Raw genomic sequence first — 12,335 nt, forward strand, 5'->3', positions numbered from 1 at the left:
AGGCGGCCTGACAGCCGATGATCAACATTAGGCGCCCCCCCTGCGCGAGGTTACTTGACCGCCTGAGAGCTCAACCCAAAACGATCATTCAAGTTCCACTGTCATTGCATTCGCTCAAGAAATCAAAACCCCTGCCGATAGCCAGGGCAATACGCTGTGGTAGGGTATTTTAGAAATGTGTCGTTATGGGTTTAGCGTATGAAAGAGATTTATCTATTGATCGAGCACGGCATCGATCAAGGCGAAGTGTATGTTCTTGGCTGGTTCGACGATGAAAAAAAGGCGAAGGAAGTCGCCGAGGAAAAAGAGTGGGAGGCATATCGCGAAAGCCTGAAAACTGGACACACCTGGTCAAACCACAAGCCATTGGCGCCGGACCAGACTGAATACCGTCGATTCTGGATCAAAGAGGTTTCCAGGTTTGATCGCGTTCCTGTGCCAAGGTCATCGGCCGTTCATTAAGCCTCACCCTGTGCTGACGCACCTGAGCGGACGTTTCATTTTCTTTCCGCCAGCTTCCCGAACATAGGCCTGATCAGCCACCAACGCGATCAGTCCAGGAGTCCGGCTTGCCGGCGCCTACAGACTGATCGTCATGACACAACGACTGCGTCCGCCGAGGATCTGCCAGGTATCTGAAAGCTGGAATCCTTGAACCTTGATCCGCCCCGCCTCCAGAGGCCGAGCCTGCCCAATAGTGGGGCAATCTCCTGAAGGGAACAGCACTACGCACAAAATGCCGTATTTGCGGAAGGACCACATCCCTGTGCCCAGTATTCGCGCTCTAGAAATAACCGATGCGCCGTCAAACCACGACTAGTACTCGGTATCACCTTCGATTTTGAAATGCACGACCCACCCTCTTATCGAAGTAACCAGGGCCATCACAGGCATCAACATCAACAACGTCACAGCGATCACGGACCAACTTGTCATATGCTTCCCCTTTTTCCAGCAGGATTCGGCAGAGCACCTTCCAAACGAATGTCAGGCACCTTTAAACATAGTCACGCACTCTGTTTTACGCACTAAGACACAGCATCACAATTGCAGAAGCACGGCCATATCTGCCTAAATGCCCCACATGAGAGCGAGCTCACCCGAAACAAGGAAACGTTCATGCTCGTAATGCCCTGGCCATACCTGACACTCCTCTCCGCCGGTTATGTCCTGGCACTCACCTACGGGCAAATTTCCCCCCAGGCAAGCATCGCAATTATCCTGCTGCTGCTCGCCGGATTCGCCGTCCAGCAACAGCACGTTCGCTACGGCCGCTATCTGGGTCACGCACTGTTTATCCTGCTGGCCCTCACCCTGGCCCTGCATTGGTGGCCGGGTTTTCACAACGCCAGGATGATCGACCAGGAACGCTTCACCGAGAACGCCCTGCCCTTCTCGATGTACCTCAACCTGGACAAACCACTGATAGGCTTCTGGCTGTTACTCATATGCCCATGGATCATCGGCCGCCACTCATGGACACAAGCATTGAAGGCAGGTGCCCTGAACCTGAGTCTAACGGCGCTCGTTACCCTGGGAGTCGCATGGCTGCTGGGAATCGTCGAGTGGTCACCAAAATGGCCGCCACAATCATGGCTGTGGATAAACAACAACCTGCTGCTGGTAACGCTGGTAGAAGAAGCGCTGTTTCGTGGCTACCTGCAAGGTGGCTTGAGCCAACGATTCCAACACCTACCCTACGGTGAACACCTCGCCCTGCTGGTGGCTTCTCTACTATTTGGCTTAGCCCATTGGGGCGCCGGATGGGAATGGGTATTATTGGCAACCTTGGCAGGCGCTGGCTACGGACTGGCCTATCGATTCGGCGGATTGGCAGCCGCCATCGCCACCCACTTCGGCTTGAATTTGCTGCACTTCGGCTTATTCACTTACCCAATGATGGCGACCTGAGCCATCACTCAACGAAAAAGCAAAGTCCTGACCGAGTGGTCAAATCCCGTCAAAATGCCCTCCCCGATGGCAAAAACAGCCGATTATCAGTAGGGAACTATGCAGCTTGACTCCTGTCAGGCCGAGCGTTTAACCTCCCGCCCCACGAATGGAAGCGATCTGTCCTACATCGACAGAAAGTCCTCTGAAAATGAATTCAAGCAACGCGTTTATCGCGGTGTTGTGCTGTGCGGTAAATCATGCTTAAGCCCCGCTCCCCCCTGCAGATTAAAAAATCCGTCATTTTCGCCCTAGTATTGCGCGAAGCTCGAGCGCGTATAGGCGCGAGCCGTTTGGGCGCAGTGTGGACGCTGCTTGAACCGATAGCCCACCTTTTAGTCTTGAGCGTTCTGTTCGCACTGATTCGCGGCAGAACGGTAGTTGGCCTCGAATTCCCTGTCTTTGTCCTCGTTGGACTCGCACCTTTCCTGCTGTTTCGCAACACAGCGTTGCGCCTGATGGACAGCCCAAAGGAAAACCGTTCGCTGTTCGCCTACAAGCAGATCAAACCCCTCGACACCTTCATCGCCCGAGCCCTGGTGGAATTCAGCATCTCCGCCATGGTGTACGCCATCCTGGTGTTCGGCTTCGCCTGGTATGGCTTCGACATGTCGGTCAAGGCACCTATCCAATGGGTACTGACCATCCTGCTGGGCCTGCTGTTTGCCTTTGGCCTGGGCATGCTACTGGCGTTGGTCGCTCATGCGATCCCCGGTAGCAAAATATTCATCCGCATGATGTTCTTTCCACTGTATTTCATTTCAGGCGTGTTGATTCCAGCTTCCTACCTCCCACACGCCATGCTTCCGTTGCTTTTGCTCAACCCGTTCCTGCACTTGCTGGAACTGATCCGCGCCGAGATCTTCCCTTACTACGTGCCCGTCGATGGCGTCTCTCTTGAGTACGTGATCGCTGTAACCCTGGTTTTGTTGTTCGTATCGCTCGGAACATACCGGGTTCGTCGACTGCATTTGATCTCCACCAAGAACGGCTAATCGCAGGCTTACCGTGTTCGAGCTCAGAAATATCACCAAGTCGTACTTGACCCCCAAAGGGCGTCGTCATGTTTTTCGTGACCTGTCATTGAAGATACCCGAAAAAAACATCGGCCTGATCGGTCGCAATGGCGCGGGCAAATCGACCTTGGTTCGCCTGCTGGGAGGCGCCGATGTACCGGACTCCGGCACCATTGCCACCAACAAGAGCATTTCCTGGCCCGTCGGTTTGTCTGGCGGCTTCCAGGGCAGCATGACCGGCCGTGAAAACATCAAGTTTGTCAGCCGTGTCTACGGTGCGGTCGGCGACGCTATGCGTGAAAAGGTGGCCTACGTCGAAGACTTCGCCGAGATCGGTAGCTGGATCGATGAACCCGTCAAGACCTACTCCTCCGGTATGCGTTCGCGTTTGGCGTTCGGTCTAAGCATGGCGTTCGACTTCGACTACTACCTGATCGACGAAGTGATGTCGGTGGGTGATGCCCAGTTCAAGCGCAAATGTGCTGACGTGTTCGAAGAGCGCCTGCAAAAAGCCAAGGTCGTCCTGGTTTCACACAACATGAATGAAATTCAAAAACTCTGCGATGTCGTACTGCTGGTGCGCGATGGCGGGGTGCAGATCTATGACGATGTCGCCGAGGGCATCAAGGCCTACAACACCTGATCGCCCTGACCGTGGCGTGAATGTTTTATTTCAAGGATGCGTGTGCATATGAGCAGTACGGGTAAATTCAAGGGTTGGCGTCTGACAGTAGGGCTGATTGTAGTGCCAATGGTAGTGGCTATCATCTACTACAGCTTTTTTGCTGTGGATCGTTATGTCAGCTCAGCGCAAGTCGTGGTGCGCCAAGAAGGCAGTAACCCCAGCGCCCAATTGCCCGGCTTGGCCATGCTGCTCAGCGGCACCAATCCGGCCTCCCGCGAAGAGACCCTGTACCTGCGCGAATACATCGTGTCGATGGACATGATGCAGCTGCTGGAAGACCGCCTGCACTGGGTCGAACAATACAGCAAGCAACGCAACGACCCGTTTTTCTGGCTGAGCACCGACACCGAGCGCGAAGACCTGCTCAAGTACTACCAGCGCATGGTCACCGCGCACTATGACGAAACCACCGGCCTGCTCAAAGTTGAAGTACAAGCCTTCAGCCCGGAACTCGCCGAGCAAATGGTTCAGGTCATCCTGGAAGCCAGTGAACACTTCGTCAACGAAGTCTCCCACAGCATCGCCCGCGAGCAGATGCGCTTCTCCCAAGGCGAACTGGAAGGCGCGAAAGCGAACTACACCCAACGCAAGGAAGAGCTGCTGAGCTTCCAGAACCGCAACAAGGTACTGGACGGTAGAAGCTCGGCCCAAGGCCGCGCCAGCATCATCGACACTCTGGAAGGCGAGCACTCCAAAGAGCGCGCCGTGCTCACCCAGATGCTCTACAAGCTTCGCGCCGACTCACCGCAGGTCAAGCAGCAGCAACAACGCGTGAGCGCCATTCGCGAACAGCTGAATGCTGAAAAACGCCTACTGGTATCCGCACCCGATGGTGACCAACTCAACGTCGTTGCCTCGAGCTTCCAGCAATTGACCCTGGACGCCGGCATCGCTGAAGAAACCTACAAGACTGCCGTCGCCGCACTCGACAACGCCCGTATCGAAGCCAGCAAGAAGATTCGCACCCTGGTCACCGTGGTCAGCCCGAACACGCCGCAACTGGCCATCTACCCAGAGCGCCTCTACAACCTGGCAACCATCTTCCTGGCACTGTTGTTGCTCTATGGCATCACCCGCTTCCTAATTGCATCGATCGAGGATCATCGTGATTAAATCCATTACTGGCCTGCCCCTTCGCCCCCTAAACGTGAGCATGCGAAACAGCGCTGTAGCGGGTTTGATGCTGGCCGCCCTGAGCTTGGCAGGCTGCGGCGGCACTTTGTCCGGCGCCGGTCCTTACAAGGGCGATATCGAAAGCAAAAACCAGCCGTACAACCTGGTCGAGATCAACGCCAGCACCATCGCTCCCTACATGCGTGGTGCAGTACGCCCGATTCAATCGAGCATTGCCAAGCCAGTCGCTCCCTCTGCGCGACTGATGGCCGGTGACATCCTCAACGTGCTGATCACCGACAATGCCCCGGAAGGCTCGGCCCTGTTCGCACCGTTGTCCGTTGGAGGTACCCAGCTCAAAACTCGTATCGACGACCAAGGTATGATCTCCCTGCCCTATGTCGGTCGTCAGTTCGTCGCTGGCATGACGCTCAACGAGGTTGAGAACATGATCCGCAAGCAGCTGAAAGGCGTGACCACCGACGTGCAGACCCACGTTGAACTGGTCGGTGATTTGTCGGGGTCGGTGCTGGTAGCCGGCGCGGTCAAATCCCCTGGCCGCTTTAGCACCCTGCAAGGCCCACTGACGCTGCTCGACGCCGTCAACCAGGCTGGCGGCCCGGTAATGGAGCCACACTTGGTCAACGTCACTGTGCGCACCGGCAGCCAGGTTCAACAGTTCAATTATGAAGATGTACTGGCCGGCAACAACATGGTGCTGCGCCCTAACTCGGAAGTCGTGCTGGACCGCGCCCGCCAACGCTTCGTCGCCATGGGCGCCGTTGGCGAGCCAGGCCTGAAAGACCTGCCAGCCCAGAACACCAGCTTGCTCGATGCACTGGGCAGTGTTGGCGGGCTACGAGAAGCCAACGCTAACCCTGAAGGTGTATTCGTGTTCCGCATGGGCGAAGGGGCTAACCCGAAACCGACAGTCCTGCGCCTGGACATGCGTGATCCGGCAGCGGTTTTCTACGCTCGCCAGATCATGATCAAACCGGATGACACCATCTATGTGACTAACGCAGCGATTTACGAATGGCAAAAAGTTATCTCGCCAATCGTACAGACCATGGTGTTGGGCCGCACAGTGGGCGCTTACAAGTAACCTTTGAATTTCGATCAGCGATAGGGAAATTACATGATCCCGGTAATACTTTCTGGTGGCTCAGGCTCCAGGCTCTGGCCGCTTTCGCGTGCCATGCACCCAAAGCAGTTCCTCACTCTCAACGGCGACCAGTCGCTGTTCCAGGCGACGTTGTCGCGGTTGGCGGGCATCCAGGATGGACCGCTAACCCCAATCGTGGTCAGCAACGAAGACCACCGCTTCCTGGTGGCAGAACAATGCCGCGCACTCGGCATCAACCCTCAAGCTATTTTGCTCGAGCCGATCGGCCGCAACACCGCCCCTGCCATTGCCGCTGCGGTCGTGAAGGCCTTGGCTACAGGCAGGGACGAATTGCTGCTGGTGTTGCCTGCCGACCACGTCTTCGATGATCTGAATGCACTGCACAAGGCTTTCGAAATCGGGGCACCCGCAGCCCGTAACGGCCGGATAGTGACCTTCGGAATCGTACCGAACAAAGCCGAAACAGGTTATGGCTACATTCGCGTTGCAGAGAAATCCGACGAAATTCAGGCTGTTCAAGAATTTGTTGAAAAACCGGACCTCGCCACCGCAGAGCAATACCTGGCTGATGGCCGTTATTACTGGAACAGCGGCATGTTCCTGTTCCAGGCATCAAGCATGCTCGCTCAACTGGAAGAACACGCCCCGCAAGTGCTGGATGCTGTACAGGCCGCACTGAAAAATGCCAAGGAAGACCTGGACTTCACCCGCCTGGACACCATGGCTTTTGCAACTGCAGAAAACATTTCCATCGACTATGCAGTGATGGAGCGATCCAACCAGGTGTCTGTGGTACCGCTGGACGCCGGGTGGAACGACGTAGGCTCATGGTCTGCGGTCTGGGAAATCGCCGAAAAGGACGCCCAGGGAAATGCATCCCGCGGCGACGTCATGCTCGAAGCCACCCGCAATGCGTACGTTCATGCTGAGCACCGCATGGTGTCCGTACTGGGTCTCGATGATGTCATCGTGGTCGAAACCGCAGACGCTGTGATGGTCGCGGCTAAGGACAAAGCGCAAGACGTAAAACTGCTGGTTGATCGCATCAAACAGAGCGCGCGCACTGAAGCGACAAATCACCGCAAAGTGTACCGCCCATGGGGTGCTTACGACTCCATTGACCACGGACCACGTTATCAGGTGAAGCGCATCACCGTTGCACCAGGGCAAAAGCTCTCGGTACAGATGCACCATCACCGCGCTGAACACTGGATTGTCGTGACTGGCACGGCGAAAGTATCGATTGGCGACAAACAGATACTGCTAACCGAAAACCAGTCGACCTACATCCCAGTGGGCGTCGTACACGCGCTTGAGAACCCGGGGAAAATTCCTCTGGAAATGATTGAAGTTCAATCAGGTGGATATTTGGGCGAGGATGACATCGTCCGATTTGAAGATAGGTACGGTCGAGTAGACGTAGCTACCGAACCCGCATGAATACCTATCTCCATTTCCTCATTGGTAAACCTAGTCTCATGAAACAAGAAAAGCACATCCTCGTTCTTACTCCTGAAATCCCGTTTCCGGTTTTCAAGGGCAATCAGAGCCGTATCGACCAGACTCTGAAAGTACTTCTCGAAGCGGGACACAAGGTTTCGCTAGCTATCTTGAACTTCAATCAAGAGGATAGAAGCTCGGCCTCCGTTCAAGCGGAAATAAAAAACCACTATCCCACGATCGAGGCAGTGGAAGTAAGAAGGCACCCGAGATTCAACAAGCAACCGGCCAACCCGCTTCTCACAAAACTCCACAAGCTCACCGACAAGGGCCAGGTCTCCAATAGAGACTCCTGCCCGGACAGCTACAAAAAACTTGTTCATCAGATGGTCAAGGACATCAATCCAAGCCACATTCTGGTCAATTATGTAAAGCTGGACCGAGCAATTCCTCGCTCTTATAGTGGAATAAAGATCGTTGACACGCACGACATCCAAACGAACATCATTAATGCTGCGATAAAAAGCGGGACGTTCAAAAAACAAATCGACATGAAACAATTCGAGGCGGAAGAGTTTGGTCTTCTCTCGAAATATGACTATGTCATTTCGATCAACCCGAACGAAACCAGGGAAATCAAGGAAAGGCTACCAGAACAAAAAATTCTGACGCTTCCTGCATTCAATGACTTCCAATACAAACACATTCCCGGAAAAGAAATATACGATATTCTTTTCGTAGGATCTGCGTCGCCGTTTAACGCAGAAGGAATCAAAAACTTTATCCGTCACTGCCTTCCAGCAATTCGAAAGGCAATGCCTAGCGTCCGCCTTGCCATTGCTGGCGAAGTGAGCAATATCGCATCGGTGAAAGCACTAAAAAACGACAGTATTATATACTTGGGGCGAGTAGAAAACTTGACCCACACTTATGCCGCATCAAAAGTAGTTGTCTCACCGATCGTGAGCGGCGCAGGCATGAAAGTCAAAAACATTGAAGCCTTCTCTCACGGAATGCCCCTTGTAGCCACCAGCTTCTCCATGGATGGCATTGAGGGCACCGACGGCGTGAACTGCATCATTACAGACGACAACAGCAGCTTTTCAGCAGCCGTGCTCAAGCTATTGACTGACAATGCACACCGCGCAAAAATCTCTAAAAATGCTTACTTGCTTGCCAGAAGCATGTATAGCAAAAGCACGGCCGCAATAAGCTATAATACGATCATCAACAACGACTTCACCTATCGCCCCGAGTTGATGCCGAGTGAGAGCACTTCTGCTTCCATACCGACAAGTGCCATTCAACGCCGCACCAAAGCACTTATTTACAGCTCCGATGCTGACTACCTCATCTCTTACAAGCTTGCATTAGCAGAAAACTTCAAGAAGCTTGGCATATATTCTGAATTCATAACAATGGATGCGGCACGCACTAATCGCTTTCTATCTGAAGGTTACCTGGCGCATGCAACCAGACCTGACTTGGACAAGAAAAAAAGAGCCAGTATAAAAGCTGACCTTCAGACACAACTTGATACAGAGGGAAAAATAGAAATAAACCTCAAAGGCGTCAATATTACCGACGATCTCAACACATACAAAGAGATGTTTCCCGAGCACTTTGAAGGTAAAAAGCTTATCGATGTGGCAGCGCATGCCATTTTAATTCTAGATTCCATTCTGCGCAGAATCGCCAAAACCTCTCCTGATTTTATTGTCGGCTGGAATGGAAATGGACCTCACTTCATCTTCCTGATGAAAGTCGCAGCAAAAATTTCGAATCTTCCGATCTTCCACGTCGAGCGCGGACTGCTGCCTGACACGCTTGTATTTGATCCACAGGGTGTAAACTTCAAGAGCTATATAGCTGGAAGTTACTTACCACTGATCAACAACAATGAGCGCGCAATAGCAAGAAAATACATTGAACAGTTCGGTGCACAAGGCAAAACGATCGTCGGCAAAGACGCGGATAACACTCTATCTCGGGACGACGTTCTTAAGCGCATCGGCTTAGCAGCAACTAGCCGATATATTTTCTTTCCAATGCAGATTGAAGGCGATTCGAACATCATCCTCAACTCGCCCATCTATAAAAAGATGGTTGAAGTGATCGACGATCTTAAGCTCGTATCACGCCGCACCGGCATTAAAATAGTTTGCCGTCCACACCCTGAAAACACAATTACTCTTTCGGAGTTGAAGAAGCGCTTTCCGAGCATTACATTTGATAACTCACTACACCTACACACAATGTTGAAACACTCTGTTGCGAACGTGATTATCAACTCAACCGTTGGACTAGAATCAATTTTGCTCGAACGCCCAACTATTGCGCTTGGTCATAGCGTCTATTCTGGAAAAGGGATCACTCTTGATGCCTTCCATAAAGAGCATATTGAACAAGCCGTTAGGACGATCATTACTAACAAAATCGATAATGATACCGTTAAGCTTAGGACTGAGGCTCTAGTTCACCAGCTATTCAGTGCAAGCCTAATCCGCCTAGACAATATGGAAGCCAACAGAAAAGTTATCGAATCAGCTCTACTGAAAAATGGAGTTGTAATTAATAACTCATTAGCTGCGCCAAAACCAGCTCAAATGGCTTCGCAGTATATGCAATACTATAAAAATTACGTTACCGCACTGGGTACTGCGAGTAAAATCGAAGTCCGCAACATGCTCGAACCAGAAACGTACCTGTGGCTTAACGGAAACACTCGCCCCTTAGTGACAGAAGAGACTATTTCTGCACATTTCAAAAAAGCAACTGGCGCAGAAATCAAATTTATAAACAATGCTGACGAAAGGGCGACCGGCGAATCGAACTTACTTTCAATAACCATCATCTCGTCAAAAGCCGCTATAAAACCAAAAGCAATGACAGCAAACGAATTTTATGTTGATGAATACTTCTACCCAGTAACAGCCTAATAGAAACGGACTGTCATCAAAATGACAGTCCGTTTTTTAGTATCCAAACAGTGACTTTTATTACCTTTCTGCCCACTTAAGCATTCAGATAAACACAATTCCATCTACCCCCCACGACCTCAGCCGACGTCATTATCGTAAGCTATTTAGTAAATCGCGCTTAGCCAATTACTTTCACAAGCTAAACCAACCTATAGAATCACTCATCTTCTGTCGTTTCCTGAACATGGCACTAACTATCCAGCTTGGTTTTCCGATGATAAATACCTGGGTCGAAGGCTCGGCACGACGTTTCCGACTGCCAATATCCCTCGTCAACACAAAGCTAAGATTTTTCCACTTCCCCGCCAGGTAACCACCAGTGGTTTCTGAGATGCGACCTGTGACGTTGATTTTTTCAGTCGGCTCCGAGCAGAATGGCTGGTTTTCGATGACAACCGACATTACTGTACGTCTCGTTGCCTCCCTCAGTGCTGGTAGCTCCTACACGTAGCTGAGATTTAGGCTAACCGCGTCTTGATCCGCCCACCTCAGATTAATGCCTGAACTCCGCAAAAGCATGCCACAAGCGTCAAAAAAACGACGTCAAGATTGGCTTGAGATAGATTTGCTAAGGTTGCATCATGGGCACCATGATGCGTTCCCAAGCTTCGGTCATTTTTATGCCCGTTAGCGCTTTTTAATCATTCAATTTAATTATATAGCTGGCGTAAATGATAGTTAATGGGACAATAATAAAGTCTTCGAACCTCTGCGTTGACTACTACCATAACCCACTGATCCCTCCTCACATGGTTGCAATTACCTTCAGCCCAAGTGGTAATAGGACGCTGACGGGAGAGGGCTTTGGTGGAAAATTCTTACTTAGCAATAAAATTGATGTGATTGCATTTAAGTGCGATAACGATGATTGGTTTCAATCAGTAACAATCGAACTCCTAGAAGAAATAAATCGAATAATTAATCTAAAAGGCTATAGCTCAGTTGTGGCATATGGCTCATCCATGGGTGGCTATGCAGCAATTCAGTTCTCTAAATATATTGGCTGCAATGCAGTACTAGCACTCTCCCCCCAATATTCAATAGTTGATGAATTTGATTGCCGATGGGAAAAACTTTCGAATAAAATCCTCTGGAACCACCAAATCTCCCCAGAGTCCATCAGCAAAGAATGCAAGTACGTTATTGCTTATGATCCACATGACTTAGATAATGCGCACGCCCAACTATTTGAGAAACTGATCCCAGCAGAAAACTATGTATTTCTGGAACTTCCTTTTGCTGGACATCCAGTTAGCAGCTTCCTACTTGAATCAAACCAACTAAAAGAACTGGCATTAAATGTTTTCCTTGGAAGTGATGTGATAAATACAGATTTTCGAACATCCAGGAAAACTTCGAAGTCCTACCTGAGAAATCTCTCCTTTCATCTCTACAAAAACAAGAAATTCAGCCGCGCGCTTTTTGTTATCAACAAAGCTATTGAGCTTGACCAATCTACGCCATCTCTTTTTATTCATAAGGGCACAATATTAGAAGCAATGGGCAAACTACCTGAATCAGTAGACTCGCTCATAGAAGCAATTCAGCTGGACTCTAACCCATTAATTATTTTGCGCGCCAGCAAACTCCTAACAAAGCATGGAAAATACCAAAGCGCATTGCAACTTATAGATAAAGGCCTAAGCTTGCACAGTGACATGGCCGTACTGCATCGCCAAAAAAGCGAAGTATTACTAGGCTTATCGAAGTTAGAGCTTGCGCTACACTCAGCCAAATTAGCTTGCTTCTTAGATAACAGCAACCCTTTTTATCGAGTTCACATTAGCCATCTTTACATCAAGCTCGAAAAATATGATGAAGCTCTAGTTGAGGTAAACGAAGGGCTCACTGCATCCCCAAACATCGGAGCATTGTATAAAAAGAAAATTGAGATCTTAAGAAAGCTTGGTGACTGTGCGGGGGCTGAGATTCTTGCCAAAACTCCCGAGTGCCTTGCAGCGCTTGAAACACAGCAATCGTAGGATGTCGACGCATTAGAAACTCCCCCCTTCTGGAGAAAGGAG

10 protein-coding genes are annotated in these 12,335 nt (G+C 50.9%); 9 read left to right on the plus strand and 1 reads right to left on the minus strand.

What is annotated here, in order from left to right; translation table 11 throughout:
- Window positions 1-198 precede the first annotated feature (198 nt).
- The 8 genes from HFK74_RS20110 to HFK74_RS20145 all read left to right on the plus strand — a co-directional run bounded on the left by HFK74_RS20110 (window position 199) and on the right by HFK74_RS20145 (window position 10,269).
- The gene (locus tag HFK74_RS20110; protein WP_180205004.1) at window positions 199-462 is read left to right on the plus strand and encodes a hypothetical protein; all 264 of its coding nucleotides are present in this window, start codon (window positions 199-201) and stop codon (window positions 460-462) included.
- A 657-nt stretch (window positions 463-1,119) separates the two neighbouring features.
- Window positions 1,120-1,911 (plus strand): CPBP family intramembrane glutamic endopeptidase, encoded by a 792-nt coding sequence (locus tag HFK74_RS20115; protein WP_180205005.1) that lies wholly within the window; start codon window positions 1,120-1,122, stop codon window positions 1,909-1,911.
- 239 nt (window positions 1,912-2,150) lie between these two features.
- Window positions 2,151-2,945, plus strand: coding sequence for an ABC transporter permease (locus tag HFK74_RS20120; RefSeq protein WP_180205006.1), 795 nt, complete (start codon window positions 2,151-2,153; stop codon window positions 2,943-2,945).
- An 88-nt stretch (window positions 2,946-3,033) separates the two neighbouring features.
- Window positions 3,034-3,609, plus strand: coding sequence for an ABC transporter ATP-binding protein (locus HFK74_RS20125; RefSeq protein ID WP_257230371.1), 576 nt, complete (start codon window positions 3,034-3,036; stop codon window positions 3,607-3,609).
- A 48-nt stretch (window positions 3,610-3,657) separates the two neighbouring features.
- Entirely contained in the window at window positions 3,658-4,764 is a 1,107-nt protein-coding gene (locus HFK74_RS20130) for an ABC transporter permease (RefSeq protein WP_180205008.1), read from the plus strand.
- Window positions 4,765-4,804: 40 nt separating this feature from the next.
- Complete coding sequence (locus HFK74_RS20135) at window positions 4,805-5,869, plus strand: polysaccharide biosynthesis/export family protein (protein WP_180205009.1); 1,065 nt, start codon at window positions 4,805-4,807, stop codon at window positions 5,867-5,869.
- Window positions 5,870-5,902: 33 nt separating this feature from the next.
- Window positions 5,903-7,330 carry a mannose-1-phosphate guanylyltransferase/mannose-6-phosphate isomerase gene (locus HFK74_RS20140; protein ID WP_180205010.1) on the plus strand — a complete coding sequence of 476 codons (1,428 nt, stop codon included), beginning with the start codon at window positions 5,903-5,905 and terminating at the stop codon, window positions 7,328-7,330.
- Window positions 7,327-10,269 carry a glycosyltransferase gene (locus HFK74_RS20145; protein ID WP_180205011.1) on the plus strand — a complete coding sequence of 981 codons (2,943 nt, stop codon included), beginning with the start codon at window positions 7,327-7,329 and terminating at the stop codon, window positions 10,267-10,269. Before HFK74_RS20140 ends, HFK74_RS20145 begins: the two co-directional genes overlap by 4 nt.
- 174 nt (window positions 10,270-10,443) lie before the next feature.
- Here the strand turns inward: HFK74_RS20145 and HFK74_RS20150 are convergent, their stop codons facing one another.
- On the minus strand, window positions 10,444-10,713 hold the full coding sequence (locus tag HFK74_RS20150; RefSeq protein WP_180205012.1) for a hypothetical protein: 270 nt from the start codon (window positions 10,711-10,713) through the stop codon (window positions 10,444-10,446).
- 347 nt (window positions 10,714-11,060) lie between these two features.
- Between HFK74_RS20150 and HFK74_RS20155 the strand changes: the two genes are divergently transcribed.
- Window positions 11,061-12,293 carry a tetratricopeptide repeat protein gene (locus HFK74_RS20155; RefSeq protein ID WP_180205013.1) on the plus strand — a complete coding sequence of 411 codons (1,233 nt, stop codon included), beginning with the start codon at window positions 11,061-11,063 and terminating at the stop codon, window positions 12,291-12,293.
- The last annotated feature ends 42 nt before the right edge of the window (window positions 12,294-12,335 follow it).

Source organism: Pseudomonas sp. SbOxS1 (assembly GCF_013416725.1).
Taxonomy (GTDB): domain Bacteria; phylum Pseudomonadota; class Gammaproteobacteria; order Pseudomonadales; family Pseudomonadaceae; genus Aquipseudomonas.

Coding starts and splice junctions, on each gene's coding strand:
- HFK74_RS20120 (WP_180205006.1), top strand. CDS start 2,151: ATGCTTAAGCCCCGCTCCCCCCTGCAGATTAAAAAATCCGTCATTTTC.
- HFK74_RS20155 (WP_180205013.1), top strand. CDS start 11,061: ATGGTTGCAATTACCTTCAGCCCAAGTGGTAATAGGACGCTGACGGGA.
- HFK74_RS20130 (WP_180205008.1), top strand. CDS start 3,658: ATGAGCAGTACGGGTAAATTCAAGGGTTGGCGTCTGACAGTAGGGCTG.
- HFK74_RS20115 (WP_180205005.1), top strand. CDS start 1,120: ATGCTCGTAATGCCCTGGCCATACCTGACACTCCTCTCCGCCGGTTAT.
- HFK74_RS20135 (WP_180205009.1), top strand. CDS start 4,805: ATGCGAAACAGCGCTGTAGCGGGTTTGATGCTGGCCGCCCTGAGCTTG.
- HFK74_RS20150 (WP_180205012.1), bottom strand. CDS start 10,713: ATGTCGGTTGTCATCGAAAACCAGCCATTCTGCTCGGAGCCGACTGAA.
- HFK74_RS20140 (WP_180205010.1), top strand. CDS start 5,903: ATGATCCCGGTAATACTTTCTGGTGGCTCAGGCTCCAGGCTCTGGCCG.
- HFK74_RS20110 (WP_180205004.1), top strand. CDS start 199: ATGAAAGAGATTTATCTATTGATCGAGCACGGCATCGATCAAGGCGAA.
- HFK74_RS20145 (WP_180205011.1), top strand. CDS start 7,327: ATGAATACCTATCTCCATTTCCTCATTGGTAAACCTAGTCTCATGAAA.